Origin of the sequence: Peribacillus frigoritolerans (genome assembly GCF_040250305.1) — a bacterium.
Taxonomy (GTDB): Bacteria; Bacillota; Bacilli; order Bacillales; family DSM-1321; genus Peribacillus.
In genome coordinates, this window is record NZ_CP158190.1 from 3,481,120 (window position 1) to 3,498,328 (window position 17,209).

General features: G+C 41.0%; 16 protein-coding genes. 4 read left to right on the forward strand and 12 right to left on the reverse strand.

Annotation, left to right across the window (positions count from 1 at the left end; translation table 11 throughout):
- Positions 1–196: 196 nt before the first annotated feature.
- The 3 genes from ABOA58_RS16990 to ABOA58_RS17000 are packed head-to-tail and all read left to right on the forward strand — an operon-like array spanning position 197 to position 2,174.
- Positions 197–985, forward strand: coding sequence for a fumarylacetoacetate hydrolase family protein (locus ABOA58_RS16990; RefSeq protein WP_350299334.1), 789 nt, complete (start codon positions 197–199; stop codon positions 983–985).
- Positions 982–1,770 carry a fumarylacetoacetate hydrolase family protein gene (locus ABOA58_RS16995; RefSeq protein WP_350299335.1) on the forward strand — a complete coding sequence of 263 codons (789 nt, stop codon included), beginning with the start codon at positions 982–984 and terminating at the stop codon, positions 1,768–1,770. Before ABOA58_RS16990 ends, ABOA58_RS16995 begins: the two co-directional genes overlap by 4 nt.
- 17 nt (positions 1,771–1,787) lie before the next feature.
- Positions 1,788–2,174 carry a 5-carboxymethyl-2-hydroxymuconate Delta-isomerase gene (locus ABOA58_RS17000; RefSeq protein ID WP_350299336.1) on the forward strand — a complete coding sequence of 129 codons (387 nt, stop codon included), beginning with the start codon at positions 1,788–1,790 and terminating at the stop codon, positions 2,172–2,174.
- A 78-nt stretch (positions 2,175–2,252) separates the two neighbouring features.
- Here the strand turns inward: ABOA58_RS17000 and hpaB are convergent, their stop codons facing one another.
- Positions 2,253–3,725, reverse strand: coding sequence for a 4-hydroxyphenylacetate 3-monooxygenase, oxygenase component (hpaB, locus tag ABOA58_RS17005; protein ID WP_350299337.1), 1,473 nt, complete (start codon positions 3,723–3,725; stop codon positions 2,253–2,255).
- A 165-nt stretch (positions 3,726–3,890) separates the two neighbouring features.
- Between hpaB and ABOA58_RS17010 the strand changes: the two genes are divergently transcribed.
- Positions 3,891–4,760 (forward strand): LysR family transcriptional regulator, encoded by an 870-nt coding sequence (locus tag ABOA58_RS17010; RefSeq protein ID WP_350299338.1) that lies wholly within the window; start codon positions 3,891–3,893, stop codon positions 4,758–4,760.
- Positions 4,761–4,927: 167 nt separating this feature from the next.
- On the opposite strand, the gene ABOA58_RS17015 is transcribed toward ABOA58_RS17010, so the two are convergent.
- From ABOA58_RS17015 to panD, 11 genes are all read right to left on the reverse strand, one after another.
- Positions 4,928–6,493, reverse strand: a complete 1,566-nt coding sequence (locus tag ABOA58_RS17015) for a solute symporter family protein (protein WP_350299339.1) — start codon at positions 6,491–6,493, stop codon at positions 4,928–4,930.
- Between the two features lie 3 nt (positions 6,494–6,496).
- Entirely contained in the window at positions 6,497–6,835 is a 339-nt protein-coding gene (locus tag ABOA58_RS17020) for a DUF485 domain-containing protein (RefSeq protein WP_350299340.1), read from the reverse strand.
- Positions 6,836–7,261: 426 nt separating this feature from the next.
- Positions 7,262–8,245 carry a 3,4-dihydroxyphenylacetate 2,3-dioxygenase gene (gene hpaD, locus ABOA58_RS17025; RefSeq protein WP_350299341.1) on the reverse strand — a complete coding sequence of 328 codons (984 nt, stop codon included), beginning with the start codon at positions 8,243–8,245 and terminating at the stop codon, positions 7,262–7,264.
- 29 nt (positions 8,246–8,274) lie between these two features.
- Positions 8,275–9,789, reverse strand: coding sequence for a 5-carboxymethyl-2-hydroxymuconate semialdehyde dehydrogenase (gene hpaE / locus ABOA58_RS17030; protein WP_350299342.1), 1,515 nt, complete (start codon positions 9,787–9,789; stop codon positions 8,275–8,277).
- Between the two features lie 78 nt (positions 9,790–9,867).
- Positions 9,868–10,788 carry a 2,4-dihydroxyhept-2-ene-1,7-dioic acid aldolase gene (gene hpaI / locus ABOA58_RS17035; protein ID WP_350302905.1) on the reverse strand — a complete coding sequence of 307 codons (921 nt, stop codon included), beginning with the start codon at positions 10,786–10,788 and terminating at the stop codon, positions 9,868–9,870.
- A gap of 106 nt (positions 10,789–10,894) precedes the next feature.
- Positions 10,895–11,572: a GntR family transcriptional regulator gene (locus ABOA58_RS17040; RefSeq protein ID WP_350299343.1), complete on the reverse strand. Its 678-nt coding sequence runs from the start codon at positions 11,570–11,572 to the stop codon at positions 10,895–10,897.
- Positions 11,573–11,855: 283 nt separating this feature from the next.
- Entirely contained in the window at positions 11,856–13,040 is a 1,185-nt protein-coding gene (locus ABOA58_RS17045) for a pyridoxal phosphate-dependent aminotransferase (RefSeq protein ID WP_350299344.1), read from the reverse strand.
- A 19-nt stretch (positions 13,041–13,059) separates the two neighbouring features.
- Positions 13,060–13,536, reverse strand: a complete 477-nt coding sequence (locus ABOA58_RS17050; protein WP_048681612.1) for a DUF5590 domain-containing protein — start codon at positions 13,534–13,536, stop codon at positions 13,060–13,062.
- Positions 13,537–13,554: 18 nt separating this feature from the next.
- Positions 13,555–13,725: a YpmA family protein gene (locus tag ABOA58_RS17055; protein WP_064505144.1), complete on the reverse strand. Its 171-nt coding sequence runs from the start codon at positions 13,723–13,725 to the stop codon at positions 13,555–13,557.
- Between the two features lie 151 nt (positions 13,726–13,876).
- Positions 13,877–16,657 (reverse strand): ATP-dependent DNA helicase DinG, encoded by a 2,781-nt coding sequence (gene dinG / locus ABOA58_RS17060; RefSeq protein WP_350299345.1) that lies wholly within the window; start codon positions 16,655–16,657, stop codon positions 13,877–13,879.
- Positions 16,658–16,818: 161 nt separating this feature from the next.
- On the reverse strand, positions 16,819–17,202 hold the full coding sequence (gene panD, locus ABOA58_RS17065) for an aspartate 1-decarboxylase (protein ID WP_048681619.1): 384 nt from the start codon (positions 17,200–17,202) through the stop codon (positions 16,819–16,821).
- Between the last annotated feature and the right edge of the window lie 7 nt (positions 17,203–17,209).

Sequence of the window (17,209 nt, forward strand, 5' to 3'; positions counted from 1 at the left end):
AACAAATTAACGAATGGTAATCATGAAATCCTAGCTTCATACTAACTATATGTTCAAGGCATTTTTCTATTGAAACACCTCTTTTTTCTAACATTTTTTGTCTAATTATACTGAATAATCTAAATATGTTGAACTTAAGCAAAAAATCATATACGATATCATATATGATTAATAAAAAATCAAGGGGTGAGTGTCCATGACAAAAGCAAGAGTGAAGCTCATTGAGTCAGATTATTCAGAAGAAATCGAAATACTGTCGAACCGCTACATATTAATGAATGGTGATAAGTATGAGGTATCACAAATCAAGTTGGATAACCCTATTTCAGGAACGGTATATGGAACATTATTAAACTATAAAGGATCATTGGAAGCATTGAAGGGAAAGCTCGACCATCCTCCCTATAATGAACCTCCTAAAGGGCCGATCCTTTATATTAAACCTAGAAACACATTTTCTTCTTTTTCAAATCCAGTTCCCCTTCCAAACAGCATACCTGAATTGGAAATCGGGGCAGCACTTGGAATTGTAATTGGTAAAACGGCCACAAGAGTCAAGAAAGAACATGCATTGGATTATATAGAAGGATTTACGATTGCCAATGATATCAGCATTCCTCATGAAAGCTTTTTCCGCCCTGCGATCCGCCATAAAGCGCGTGATGGATTTTGCCCGATCGGTCCCTGGGTCGTATCCAAGGAATCGATATCCAACCCCGATTCTTTAGGAATCCGTGTATATATAAATGGAGAGCTAAAGCAAGAAAATTCAACTTCAAATTTAATTCGCTCCATATCCCGCCTTATTGAGGATGTAACAGACTTCATGACTTTGAGTACAGGTGACGTCCTTCTAGTTGGAGTTCCAGAGAATGCACCGCTGGCAAAAGCCAATGATCATGTCAGAATAGAAATTGATGAAATCGGATATTTGGAAAATACAATCATTTCCGAGGAAAAACTATCACTGGAGGGGATTTTATGAAGAGAGCACGTGTAGCCTATGCAGGTGCCATACATCCAGCATTTGAATATCATGGCCAGCTCCAATTGGCGGATGGCCGGATTGTCAATGAGCAGGATGTTGTCTGGCTTCCCCCAGTGGAACCACGAACTGTCTTCGCGCTTGGCTTGAATTATGCAGACCATGCGAAGGAGCTTGCTTTTAAAGCCCCGGAAGAACCCCTTGCGTTCTTAAAAGGCCCCAATACCTTTATCGGCCACCGGGGACAGACAAAGCGGCCTGCTGATGCAGCTTTTATGCATTATGAATGTGAACTGGCAGTCGTCATCGGGAAAAAGGCGAAGAACATAAAAAAGGAAGAAGCCTTTATGTATGTAAGTGGATATACGGTTGCAAATGATTATGCAATACGGGATTATCTGGAGAATTACTACCGGCCAAACTTAAAGGTCAAAAATCGCGATACCTGCACCCCCATTGGACCTTGGCTAGTCGATGCCGAAGATATTCCAGATCCTTCGAATCTTGCCATCAAAACTTACGTCAACGGAAAATTGACTCAGCAAGGCAACACGAAAGACATGATTTTCGGCATTGCTGATTTAATTGAATATTTCAGCAGCTTCATGACATTGAGTCCAGGCGATATCATTTTGACAGGCACACCTGAAGGATTGGCGGATACTGCTGTAGGCGATGAAATCATCACTGAAATTGAAGGAATCGGGAAACTCGTCAGCACAATAGTCGGTGACGATGCATTTACTGAAGGCGGGGATCGGCCGCATCTAAAAATCCATAATTAACAGAAGGGACTAATCACATGCCTCATATTATTATTGAATATACGGATAATATCAAAGATGAAATCCAGATTGATGGCTTATTAAGGAAGGTGAATGATGTACTGATATCTTATCCTTCCATCTTTCCAATTGGCGGCATTCGATCCCGGGCCATTGAATTGAAGCATTATCGTGTTGCCGATGGTACAGAGGATGATGCCTTTGTTCATGCCATCCTAAAAATTGGTGCTGGACGCCAGGACAGTGATAAAACCAAAGTATGTGACCAACTATTCAAAACGATGGAATCCCATTTGGCATCCCTCTTTTCAAAAAGATATCTTGCACTCTCCATGGAACTTACGGAATTCAGTGATTTTGGCACATATAAAAAGAATAATATCCATGATCGATACAATAAATGAACAAGATTCCATATTTAAAGGCCTTCCACATCATTGGGGAGGCCTTTAAATTATAATGTTTTGCCACTGCTGCCGCGCTCAGTTGATTTCTGCAAGGTTTTCAGTACGGTTCAAGAACTCCTTGACACGATCCACATATTCCTGTTTATCATAGCCGTTATATAAAGCACTCGCCATACGGACCGGATCTCCAAAAAAGAATCTTTCGTACAGCGTTTGCCTGGATCCAAATGAACTCATGCATACATCCCATGCGAGACGATACAATTTGACCCTGTCATATGCTCCACCATTCGCAGCTTGAAGATATTTATCCAAATCCGGTCGAAGCTCCGAATTGAAATCGGCTTCATTTGGAATCGCCATTAAGCCGCTAGCTCCAAGAAGCTGCATTATTTCACTGAATCTAGGGTAAATCTTCGGATAATAATTACGGGCAATGTTTAATGGTGTAAAATCAGGTGTCATCATTCCCCATTTATCCAATTTCGCGTTTGCCTCCGAAGCTGTTATGAAAGCCTTTAGCGTTTCAAGCGCCATGATGACTTCCGAGATTTTCTCCTGAACATGCTGGTATTGCCCGATATTGATGGTTTCCGCCATAAGTTGTAAAATCCCCAGAATGAACTCGGTTTTGGCGATATTCTTCGATACCACCTGATGGGTCATATGAACAACTGCATTGCTTTCATTATAAGCCTGGTTACAAATTCCGACATCCCCATATGCAAATACCCGATTCCAAGGAACGACTACATCATCAAAAACGATAATCGTATCCATCTCCTCAAATCGTGAACCAAGTGGATGATCAAAATGTGATTTGCCATAGTCGAATGATTCACGACAGATGAATTTCAACCCCGGTGTATTATTTGGTATGGAGAATGCGAATGCATAAGGGTTTTCTTCTTCTGATTGTTTTAGCAATGTCGAAGGGAAAACCATGATTTCATCCGTTATTCCTCCTTGTGTAGCTAATAATCTGGCTCCCTTTATAATAAGCCCTTCTGAATTCTTGCCAGCAATCCGTGCAGCGATGTAAGGGTCCGGAAGCTTTGCGGCACTAACTCCCCTATTAACCTGTGGTTGAATCAAGGTATGTGTCAACGACAAATCCTTTTCCCGGCAGAGCTCATAATAATCCTTCATATTTTTTGCAAATGCCGAATCCTGAGTGCCGAACATATCCGCTGCAGTACCGTACGCCATCATCCCACTGTTGATATAATCAGGGGAACGTCCCATCATTCCATTATTATGTCTTGCCCATTCTTGAATCATCATCCTCCTTTTTTCAAGGTCTTCCTTAGTCCGCGGCTGCATGAATGAGGTCCCTACTCTTTCGTTTGAAGTTGGTGAAATATAAGTCATGATGTCATTTTTCGCGGTATCATGCTGCAAATCATATAATTCAGCCTGTGTTTTCATGACCCCTTTAAAAGCTGGGTGTTGACTGATCTTATCTTTTACTTGCTCTCCATTGATCCATACATTCGCCTTTGCTTTGTCTACCCTATCGATATATTCTTTACCTGTTTTAGCCGGCATGCTTGCATCCCCCTTAAAAATCGATATAAATGAAGCGCTTACAATTAAATAAATTCCAAATATTTAATTAATTCCTATAACAAAATATACCATGTGTTATGATATATATAAAATACTTTAAAAATTCAAAATGTATATGTAAATCATATGTATGAGGTGTATATAATGGACATCCGGCAGTTAAAATATTTTGTGACAATCGTTCAGGAAGAACAAGTAACCAAAGCCGCAAAAAAATTACATATGGCTCAACCGCCTCTTAGCCAGCAACTTAAATTAATGGAAATGGAAATCGGTGAAAAACTTTTCGATCGGAATGGAAAGAAACTTGAACTCACAGAAACTGGCAAGGTCCTTTATAAAAAAGCTGAAGCTCTATTGAATCAGTTTGAAGAAACACTTCTGGAAGTGAAGGAAGTCAGTAAAGGGGTAAAGGGCACTCTTTCCATAGGCTCTGTAAAAACTTGCTTTTCTTACATTCCGCAAAGGATGAGAACCTTTAGAGTTAAATACCCTGACATACGTTTCAAGTTAATGGAAGGTGATACGTTCCGTTTGACAGAAGGGTTAATAAACAGGGAAATCGAGTTGGCCATTGTACGGCTTCCTATTAACGGTAAGCAATTCTCATCAATTAACCTTCCGCCGGAAGATTTTGTGCTTGTCACCCCAAAAGATTGGGATATCCCAGACTCCATCGAATTCAAACAAATCAAAGAATATCCCCTCTTATTGCTGCATAGGGTAAGCGGTCAAGGTACTTACGAACTTATAGTGAATGAATGCTTCAGACATGGATTTGATCCTACGATTGTATGTGAATGTCCTGATGCTGCAATGATATTATCTTTAGTGAAGGAAGGAATAGGCGCTACCATCATGCCACGTACCACATCCAAATCGTTTTCAACCCAAGGGATAAAAATAGTCGAATTGATAGATTGTGAAGTACAATCGGAAGCCGCCCTTATTTGGCTAGAAGAACGCTATCTTTCCAAAGGCGCCGTCAAATTTCTAGAAACTTTTTCTGAATGAATGGCCAGTTATCCTTAAATCTTCATTTCATTTGCACCTTTTCTAATAATCTATGGTGTTGGTTTGAATTTCTATTTCAATGAAAAGATAAAAAACAACCTGGATGGCTGCTTTTTAAAATCGATTCACAAGTTCGATGACCTGCCCTTTATTTATAGGCATATCATTCAATGTCGCAAAACACCCTTAACATCATGACCGGTATTGGACTTTACGAGGATTTCATTATAATTGTCTTTTGTAACCGTTTTAAAACCAGTCCTGCGATTACCGATCAGGGCACCTAAATAGCATGCGAGGAATCCAAGCGGAATGGAAACGATTCCTGGTGAATTCAAAGGGAAAATCGGGTCACCTGTCATAATGGTTGCTCCGGGGACCGGGTTCCAGACATTTGGACTGAGGGCCACGAGCAAAAGTGTACCAAAAAGACCTGTCATCATACCGACTATTGCTCCGGTTTTATTGAATTTTTTCCAATAGATAGTAAGAAGGATTACTGGCAAATTCGAACTGGCGGCCAATGTAAAGGCAATCGATGCCAGAAACGCTACATTGAATTCCTGCAGACCTAATGATAAAACAATCGCAAGTGCAGTCACACCAATGGAAGCCCATCTAGCCATCGTCATTTGCTGTTTTTCCGTCGCTTTTCCATCTTTTAATATTTCATTATAAAAATCATGTGAAAATGCCGTAGCACCTGTTAAAACGATTCCCGCAACAACTGCGAGTATCGTAGCAAAGGAAACGGCTGCAATAAAGGCGAATAAGATGTCCCCGCCCACAAGTTGGGCCAATAAAGGTGCAGCCATGTTACCCGCTGGATTAGCGTTCATGATATTCGATGTTCCGACCAACTTCGCAGCACCGAATCCGAGAAAAATGACCATGATATGAAAAGCACCCATAATCCACATCACCCAAACAACAGACTTCCTTGCCACTTGTGCATTCGGGACAGTCAAAAAACGTATTAAAATGTGCGGTAGACCTGCCGTTCCCAGAATTAAGCCCAGGGACAAGGAAGCTGCATCCCACCCACTGGCATATTTAATACCTGCCTTCAGGTAATCTGCACCCATGGGTGTCGCTGTTTTCATTTCCGTGAAAATTCCAATGAAACTAAAATTCAACTTCCACATGACGATCATGAATAATATAAACACGCCGCCAATCAGCAGGATGGCTTTAATGATCTGCACCCAGCTCGTCGCCGTCATCCCCCCAAATAGTACAAATACCAACATTACAATACCTACGATGATGACAGAGGTATTATACGGGATGTCTAAAAGCAATTTAAACAAAGCACCTGCCGCAACAAGTTGACCCAGCATGTACATGACTGATATCACCAAGGTATTAAAAGCGGTCACTCCCCGGACCTGTTTATATTTAAACCTTGTAGTCACCATATCAGCCAATGTGTATTTCCCTAAGTTCCTTAAAGGTTCAGCCACCAGGAATAACACGACAAGGAATGAAACAAGTGCTCCGTACATCAGGAAAAATCCATCATACCCCGTTAAGGAAAATGCTCCAATCAATCCTAAAAATGTGGAAGCCGACATAAAATCCCCAGCCAATGCAAGTCCATTTTGCCTAGCGGTCAAACCGCCCCCAGCCGTATAAAAAGAGCCTGCCGTTTTAGTTTTTTTGGAAGCGAAATACGTGATGAAAAGCGTACCTATCGACATTAGTGCAAAGAGAATAATAACTGTCCAATTCATGAATCAAAGCCCTTCTTTCTCGATGATTTCTTTTATTTGTTCATCGATTCTTTCGGATTTCCTTACATATACGCTGCAAACCCATACAGACATAACCGTGATGGAAACACCGTACACCCACGCCCATGTTATGTCTCCAATGAAAGGGTGATCCAGGATATCAGTGTAAAAAACTAAGAAGGGCAAAAGCAGGGAATATCCCATAAAGAATATCGTATAAGGGATGACGAATTTCTTTTTATCGGAAAGCATATTCTGAAACTCTTTGGAAGCAACAATCCTTTCATAATCCACTAGATTAGTTTGTTCCGAATCTTGAAGGTTTTTTTCCAACCGAACCATCTCTTCACACCTCTACTGATATTTATTTTTCAAAGGACGGTAGTATTGAGCCTCTCCATTGTCAGAAATCCCCAAAAAATCCAAATAACTCATCTGCACAAGAAGGTCTAAGCCCATCCCTAAGCTTTCCGTACGCATTTTATCTACCCGGTGACACTTACAGACAGGGCAGCAGTTAGTTCCCACTGCTGCCCTGTCCCAGACCATATCTTTTAGAAGGCTTGCACTTTCGCAATAGACTTGGCTCGCATATCCCTCATCCGTTTCGGCTTATTTATACTTTCACGTTTCAAATGATATCCATATCCATCTACCAGTTTTCCATCAACTATTCACCAATTGCACTAGCACCCTTTCGAAAAGACCAAGAGAGTCAATGTATGTTTTGCCGAAACACTCGATCATTCATCCTGAATCCCGCTTTTTTCAGATGATGAATTCAGGCTTGCTTTTTGCCAGGATCGGTTCTTTAAGAGGAACTTCTTCTCCTGATATTATATCAAGTACAGAAGATGCCTCATCAAACCATGAATCCGGGGCTTTGGCTCCCCAGAATGTCTGGCGTCTTGGATCATTCAAATCCCAATGAATCGGTTCGATATCCGGGTCAGATGTTAAGTAATCCCCATTGTATAATTCGATTCTGTGACCGTCCGGATCTCTTAAATATAGGAAGAATGCATTGGATAGACCATGCCTTCCAGGTCCGCGTTCGATGGACTGTGCATATCCAAGTGATGCCAGTACATCACAGGCATGGATAATTGCAAGGGGGTCAGGCAGAAAGAAGCCTACATGATGAAGTCTTGGGCCGATTCCGTTCATGAATGCCTGGTCATGGACCGTTTGCTTTCTATGTAGCCACGTTGCCCATAATTGGCCCGACTCATCCACTGTATCTTCCGAGCAGGCAAAACCCAATTCCTTCACATAAAAATCATAGGCTTTTTGCACATTTGTTACATTACAATTCACATGATCGATCCTTTGGACCCTTGAACCCCTATGCATATCGAATCGTTGCAGCAATCTCTCTGCTTTATCCATTTTGCTGAAAAATTCGATTGGCAATCCGGAAATATCCTGAACTCGGAGCGATTTGCCTAGTGCATGCTGTGTTCCTTCCTTCATCCACTTCATTTTCATTCCCTTGGACAGCAAGAAAGATTCCAATTCTTCAAGGTCTTCCTCTTTTTCAACCTTGTATCCTATCGCTTCAACACTTGGCTTTTCTGCCTTTTGCAAGACAAGCGAGTGATGATGCGCTTCCTCTAAACCACGTAAATATATGTGATCATTCGTTCTTTCCGTTTCAATAAAACCTAAAGCATCCACATAAAAGGCTCTTGATTTATCTAAATCTGTTACATTAAGTATCGTTCTCGCAACACGAATAATAGAAAAATTCATAGTATTCTCCCCTTCTTTTGACACCCGGATTATTTTTCAGCAGAAGAAACGGCATTTTGTTTTACGTCCCCAAATTTCGGAATGTGATGTTCTCCAATTGCTACGTGGATAACTTGTGTTTCCGTATAGAATTCAAAGCTATAATGGCCACCTTCACGTCCTACCCCACTATATTTCGATCCTCCAAACGGTATCCGCAAATCCCTTACGTTTTGGGAATTCACCCATACCATCCCACTATCGACAGCTTGAGCAAACCTATGTCCCCGTTTCATATCATTTGTCCATACATAAGCAGCAAGCCCATACTTTACATCATTAGCCATTCTCAGTACTTCCTCTTCAGTCTTGAAAGGAATGACTGCCATGACTGGTCCAAAAATCTCTTCTTGTGCCACCGTCATATCATTTGTACAGTTCAAAAGAAGCGTCGGGGCAATATAATTCCCTTCCTTGAACGCACTAGGTATGGCACCGCTTACAATTTCCGCCCCTTCATCTTTTGCTATATCCAGATAACGGGAGACATTATTAAAATGGCTACGATGGATCAGCGGTCCGATTTCCGTGTCTGGATCCATTGGGTTTCCAATTTTGATATTATGAACACGTTCCTTCAATTCTGCAACGAACTGGTCTATTATCGATTCATGGACAAATAATCTGGAATTAGCTGTGCAGCGCTCCCCATTGAATGAATAGATTCCCCATACCACTGAATCCAGGGCCTTCTCTAGATCGGCATCTTCAAAAATGACTGCTGGTGATTTACCTCCAAGTTCCATGGAAAAACGTTTCATCGTATCCGCACCATTTTTAATGATTTCAGCACCGGTTGTCGTTTCTCCGGTAAAGGATATCAATTGGACTTCAGGATGGGCAACCAAGGACGCCCCCGCTGTCTCCCCAAAACCGTGAACGATATTGAATACGCCTTTTGGCAGACCTGATTGATCAATGATTTGTGCTAATTTATTGGCAGTCAATGGAGACCACTCCGCCGGTTTAAGGACACATGTATTACCTGTAGCCAGGGCCGGGGCGATCTTCCAGGTTTCTAACATGAAAGGCGCATTCCAAGGAGTGATTAATCCTGCCACTCCTATCGGTTTATGAATCGTATAATTGATGAAAGTGTCATCCACTTGATATGACTCTCCTATTAGCCTGCTTTTCACCATTTCAGAATAAAAACGGAAATTCTCCGCTCCCCTTGCCGCTTGTTTTTTTGTCTGGCTAATCGGCAACCCTGTATCAAGGGATTCCAAAAAGGAAATTTCTTCGGCATTCTCTTCAATTAAATCAGCAATCCTATTAATGTACTTCAATCTTTCTTCCACTTTCATCGTTCTCCATGGACCATTACTGAATGCATCTCTTGCGGCAGCGACCGCTTGATCAATATCCTCTTTAAACCCTTCTGCCACATTATTGATTGCTTGATTATTAAAAGGGCTTAGATTTTCAAATGTTTTTCCTGAGATACCATCGACAAATTGACCATTGATGTAATGCTTCACATCTTGCACGGGAAAAGTTTGCATGATAAATCCTCCTTTAAAAATTAATTCGGGAAGATGACAATAATCGTTTGGATTTGTGCAATCTTCCCAATTTAGCAATTATGACTGGATTTTTTGGTCAATCAACCCGTATGATTGAAGGGTTTCACGCAGTTCTTTTTCCAACGGCTCCGAAGGCGGCCCCATTGGCGGCCGTAATGCAGGATTGATTTTCCCCATCATCCCCATCGCAGCTTTTAATGGTCCTGGATTGGTTTCTTTAAACAAAACATCATTCAATGGCATTAATTTGTAATGGAGGTCAAGTGCCTTATCCACATCACCCTCCACCCAATGGTTATAAATTTCCGCCACTTCTTTAGGAGTGATATTGGCTGTAGCACTTATATGTCCTGCCCCTCCAATAGTCAACATCGGATAGCATAATAATTCGATGCCCGAATATAAGAGAAAATCCCTTCCACAATTCAATAAGACACGGTTCACATGTTCAAAATCCTTATTTGATTCCTTCACACCAATAATATTTTCACAGTCTTCAGCAAGACGTGCCAATGTCTTCACTTCCAAATTCGTCGCCGTTCTTCCGGGAATGTTATAAACGATAAGCGGGATATCAACGGAATCGGCCACCGTCTTAAAATGATTGTAAAGTGCCTGTTGATTCGGTTTATTGTAATAAGGAACGATGACTAATGCAGCATCCGCGCCCATTTCCTGTGCCCTTTTTGTCAAATGCAACGTTTCTTTCTGATTGGCAGATCCAGTACCTGGTGCAACCGGAACACGGGCTTTTGCTGCTTTAATCGCCGTCTCCATCACTAATTCCCGTTCCTCAATCGTTAGTGAACTCGGCTCGCCGGTAGTCCCGCATACCGAGACACCATGGGAACCGCTTTCAATATGCCAGTTTACTAGATTTTCAATTGCCTTTACATCCACTTCCATCTTGTCATCAAACGGAGTGATAATGGGAGCGATGGATCCTCTTAAACGACTTTTGATTTCCTCGTACATTATTTCTACCACCTTTTCATTATTTGAATATTCCGAATAATTCAAGTGAAAAAATCGGCTTTGATTTTATGAATAATCGTTCGACTATTATAAAATAAAGCCTGGGTCATCAAAGTGCCTGATCGTGATTAGTTTCCGCCCTCTGCTTGAATGTACTGATGGCATTCAGTTTATGCTTTCTCACCAGAGATTCAATTTCTTCAAAAGATGCTTTTTCCTTTAAAAGCTTTATGATGCTTTCATGTTCGCGAATCGATTGGACTGCGCGTTGCGGTACCATGGTGAACATGGACTTTCTGACTCTATTCATTCTTTGTTGCGCCTGTTTAATTTCCTCCTTTAAAAAGGAATTTCCGCACTTTTCATAAATTTCCTCATGGAAACATTCGTTTAACTTACCAAACAGCTCTAATTCAAAGTTATGGAGGGCTTTTTCCATTTCTTTGTTTAAATTAATCAGATTTTCAAAATCATCATCTTTCATCGTCAAAGAACTAAGGGCAGCTGCATATCCTTCAAGCAAAGATAGAACAGAAAGAGTTTCAATGTATTCGCTCTCATTAATGCTTGTAACCACTGCTCCACTATAAGGCTTATATTGAATAAGGCCGTCGGATTCCAGTTGTCTGATCGCTTCCCTGACAGGAATCGGACTTAGACTAAGTTCTTTTGCCGTTTGATCGATAATGATCCGCTGTCCAGAACCATATGTTCCATCCAAAATTAATTTACGAAGGTGCTCATATGCTATTTGTTTTTTGCTGGGTGTTTTGTTTTTCTCTTCCATATTTTCATCATATATGAAATCATATATGATTGCAATCGGTTTTAATTAAAAATCATATATGATTTTCTTATTTCTTTATATACTGTTTCTCTGCAGGACTTAATGGGACAAAAAACTCCATTGTTAAAAAGGGAGATCAGTAATCCACCTTTTCCTATGCCATAGAGAAGTGAGCCAAATGCTTATCATGTCTACTTCCCGAATGTATCATATCAAAATAAAATTCAACTAAAATAACCTGCAGACCCTGTTGTAGCCAGGTAGTCTGCAGGTTATTAAAAAATTATGCCATTTTTGATTTAACGAATGAATGTATTCTTTCAACTGCTGCTTCCAACAGCTCCAGTGAAGTTGCATAAGAGAGTCTGATGTTATCAGGTGCACCGAACCCTGAACCTGGAATAACAGCCACTTGAGCTTCTTCCAGCAACGCAGTCGTAAAATCTTCGACATTGCTGTACCCTGTTAATTCAACTGCACGTTTAACGTTCGGGAATAAATAAAATGCCCCTTGTGGTTTAATGCAGCTAATGCCTGGAATTTCAACCAATTTATCATATATCTTATTCAAACGGCCTTCAAATGCCTGACGCATTTCTTCAACAGGTTCTTGTGTACCTTCATAAGCGGCAATCGCACCATATTGAGCAGTTGTGGTAGGATTTGATGTGCTATGGCTGGCAAGGTTCGTCATTGCTTTAATGATGGACTCTTCACCGACTGCATAACCAATTCTCCAGCCAGTCATCGAATGCGATTTAGATACACCATTGATGATGATCGTTTGCTTTTTCAATTCAGGTGAAATCTCTGCAATGGATGTATGTTTAGCATTTCCATAAACCAATTTTTCGTAAATTTCGTCGGAAACGATCAAGATATCATGAGCCAGGCAAACTTCCCCGATAGCAGCCAATTCTTCCCTGGAATAAAGCATGCCCGTTGGATTGCTTGGCGAGTTTATGATAACCGCTTTCGTTTTTTCGGTAATTGCTTGTTCTAACTGTTCTTTAGTGATTTTATATTGATTTTCTTCCGTACCGACTACATAAACTGGCTTTCCGTCAGCAAGTTTGATTTGCTCAGGATAACTTACCCAATATGGTATCGGAACAATGACTTCATCTTCTTCATCCAGGATAGCTTGAAACAATGTATAAAGCGCGTGCTTTGCACCTGAGCCAACTACAATTTCAGACGGTTTGTATTCCAAGCCTTGATCACGCTTCAATTTAGCCGCAATTGCTTCTTTTAGCTTCGGCAGACCAGCGGATGGCGTGTATTTAGTTTGACCTTCATTCATGGATAGAAGTGCTGCATCTATGATATGTTGGGGTGTATTATAGTCTGGTTCACCAGCACCCAAACCAATTATATCCAGACCTTGTGCCTTAAGCTCCTTTGCTTTTGCCGTAATGGCCAATGTAGTTGATGGCGTTAATGACTGAACGCGGTTCGCTAATTTCATTTTAAATTAATCCTCCATTCTAAATGCTTCGATAATACTTTAGCCATTCCCCAGTTTTAAAATCATAATAGTCATAGTTAAAACGCTCGGATTCATCAAGATACGTTACTTCCCAAAGCGGAACGTTCTTTTCCATGCCTAGCTTAACCGAAATGATTTTTTGGGGATTAAGCTTTTCTTTGACAATGTTCATAATCTCTTTTTTTGATTTACCATCTTTATAGTTTTCCACTACTATTTCTTTCTTCTTGTCCTCAGGAAGCCAGACTATTTTCTTAGTCCCCTTTTCACCTTCACCAATGATGACGGAGTATGAATCCTGCCCATTATAAAGGTAGAATTCTTCCATGGTCACAAGGCCGCCCTCTTCCTTTGCCTTTTTAAAAGCCTCATTACCAGCCTCTTTTTTAGGCTGTAACGCTTTAATATATGCCCCGCTGACAAATCCGATAAAACAAAGGACTAGGATAGAAGCAATAATCAACCATTTTTTCAAAGCTGCTTTTCCCTCTTTCTATGTACGATAAATTGTAAATATCGCTTTTTCTTGATCTTCGGAATCCAATGCGAGACCGAACATCAAGTCATCTTTTTTCAATGTTCGGTTCAAGGAATCCACAATTTTATACAGATCAGGAGAATGTTGCAACCTGACTGTTGAAATTACTTCGATTTTACTTTCCATGAAAATGCCCCTCCATTTTAATAAATTGTCAACAACCACTGGTATGAATAGGATTTGAAGGCTTTACCACCTATCACATTATACCAGTTCAAAGGTTATTTTTCTTTATAAATTCATAAAAATTCCTGGATTAATGAATTATCAAGATCCTTTAAATCCACTTCTCTATCATTTCAGCCATTTCTGTTATTGAGGCTTGGTGCCAGTCCACTTCCGGAATGGCCTTTTGAAATTCAGGGCCGTATTTGGCAGTGATTATGCGGCGATCAAGAATAACCAAAATCCCTTTATCTTCTGGAGTGCGTATAAGCCTGCCGAAACCTTGTCGGAACCTTAATAGGGCTTCAGGTAAAGAATACGCAGAGAATGGATTGCGCCCCTGCTTCTCGAGAAGTTGGCATTTTGCAGCTGTCACTGGTTCATCCGGCGGCGAAAAAGGCAACCTGACAATGATTAAACAAGATAAATCCTCGCCAGGGATATCGACGCCCTCCCATAGGCTGGTTGTCCCAAACAGGACCGCTTTCTCGAAGTTTTGGAAATTCCTGAGCAGCCTCATCCGGCTTCCGCCAGAAATCCCTTGTGCAAACAGGGTGAACTCATCCAGGACCCCACTATCTTTGATGGAATGATAGGTCGCCCGCAGCATTTCATGCGAGGTGAATAATACCATCATCCTCCCTTTCGCTGCTTGAGCGGCAGCAATAATATGGTTTGCCGCGGTTTCGGAGAATTCCTCCACCGATAAGCAATTGATATCTGGTAGATCATTTGGAACCAGTACCTTTACGAGTTCCTTATAAGGAAAGGGTGAAGGAAAACTTGCTGTCTGCATTGGCTCATTCTCCAAACCGAGTTGTTCTTTAAAATACTTGAAAGAATCCTTCACCACGAGGGTTGCCGATGTCATGACCACACTTTTTTGGCGCCCGAAATAGGAATCCCATAGCCGTTTGCTTCCTGCAATCGGCTGAACCGTCAATGTCACCCCATGCTGGGGTGCTGCATTCGTATAATCAAGCCAATAAATATTTTCTTCATGCGGCTTGATGAAGAATTCATGCAAGGAGTCCCTGGTATCTTGTAAATGTCCAAGCAGCACCTCGATATCATTCAAATGAAATAATGAATTTTTTCCTAAAGGGGACTCATTATTCAATAAAAGAGCCAATCTTTTCTCTAACTCCGTGATGATGTATCCTAATAAATCCACCAATCGCTCAGCGACCAGAATCGCTTTACCCCATCTTCCATCATCTATTTTGAATGAAAGCCGTTTCGGACTCATGGAACGTGAAAGTTTTTCCGCCTGATTGGAAATGTAATAAAAAAGCTGTTCGAATTCATAGGAAAAATCACTAAGCTTTTGATCTAATTCATGTGAAGACTTTCCATCCGTCAGTCGGTTATTTAAGAGCATCCTGTCCAATTTATATAATAATTGCTTTTGATCTGATGTCCCTAGTCTGTTCAAAATCGTCTTCACCGAAATGTAATTAAGCCTGCTCCCAAGCTGTTTGGATGCTGCCTGTTCCAAATGATGTGCTTCATCGAGTATCAAATACCCTTTTTTTGGAATCAAGGCATCTTCTGTAAGCAAATCCGTCATTAAAAATGAATGGTTAGTAATGATGATATCCGCCTTGGCAGCTGTTCTTTTTGCCCGTTCAAAAAAATCCAATTCAAGCCAGGGCTGTTTTAATCCGGCGTATGTAAGACCATCACTTTGAAGCCTATTCCAAAATAGCTGACCGCCGCTTGTAAGATTCAATTCATCTTTATCGCCTGTTACGGTTTCAGTAAGCCATACCAATATCTGCATTTTCGTTAATGCCGTTTCATAATTATCTTCCTTCTCACGCAATGCCCTTTCGAACTTTGCCAAACTCAAATAATTACTTCTCCCCTTTAGCAAAACAGCTTGAAAGGTAAAGGGAAGTATTTTTTTAAGCTTGGGAACCTCGTTTTGAAGTAGTTGATCCTGTAGCTGAAGCGTGTATGTCGAAACGACGACAGGTTTATGATGTTTCTTTGAAAAATAGACGGCCGGAAGCAGATAGCCTATGGATTTCCCAATCCCAGTCCCAGCTTCAATGATTGCATCCTGGCTCGATTCGAAGGAGTGGTGAATCATGTTCATCATATCAAGTTGTCCGCTTCTTGCTTCAAAGGCAGGATATGCACTTTGAAGCATGGCTATTTTTTTCTCATCATCGAGCGGAAATTCCGCCCCCATATCTTTTTGATCACTTTCGTCTTCGGCCTTTTTAAATGCAAGGCCCCTATAAGTGATAAGATCAGGGGAATGGACTTCTGTTTTAGCAAGTTTGCTTGCAATGCAAGCATCTATCAATTCGGAAATCTCACTTTGTAAGGAATATGATAATCGATATAACTGTTTAAGTGTCATCACTGGAAGATTCATCAGCTTTTTTTTCAATTCCAACAATAATAAAGCGGTCGCATATGCATCACTATCCGCTTGATGGGGCCTGGAATGATCCAGGTTTTCTTCTTTAGCCAGCTGGTGCAGCTTATATCCATCGGATGTTGGTTTTAATATTTTCGCTAATTCCACTGTATCAAGGGTGGAACCATAAAACGGCTCAAACCCGCATCGTACTAGTTCTTCCTGTAGAAAAGATAAATCAAATAAAACATTATGGGCAACAAAACAAGCCCCCTCTATAAGCCGGGCAATATTTTCTGCAACATCTTCAAAGTCAGGTGCATTTTTTACCGTCTCGTTGCTTATTCCGGTCAATTCTTCAATAAACAAGGAAATTTCCTGTCCAGGGTGGATATATGTCGAGTATTCATCCACAATTTGGTCATTTTCGATGACCACGCCAGCAAATTGAATAATCCTATCCCCTTTTTTCGGAGAATTCCCTGTTGTTTCCAAATCGACCACTACATATCGTTGCATCATGAATTGTACACCTCAAACTTCACTTTCTCCACTTCCTGATGGAATTCTCTTATCTTTTTTATACCATAATAATCGTAATAAAGGAAACAAGCGGTTCATCGACGGACGAAAAGGGCCGGCACCTGTATGCATGATCCATGCATATTGTGCCGGCCCTCCGCTTACATGATTGTAGCTGCAGGTTCGTTTGAAATCAGATCAATGATTTTGTTATTTTCATCCATGATCGCAACTTTTGGTTTATGATCCCCCAGTTTTTCCTCTGAAACCATCACATAAGAAATGATTATCACGATATCATCCGGCTGCACCAGTCTTGCTGCCGCTCCGTTCAAACACACGACACCGCTGCCCCGTTCACCCGCAATCACATACGTTTCAAGTCGTGCACCATTATTATTATTCACGATGGCGACTTTTTCATTAGGCAGAATACCAACCGCATCAATTATGTCTTCATCAATCGTAATGCTGCCTACATAGTTCAAATTAGCCTCAGTTACCCTTGCACGGTGGATTTTTCCATTCATCATCGTTCGAAACATCTCAATT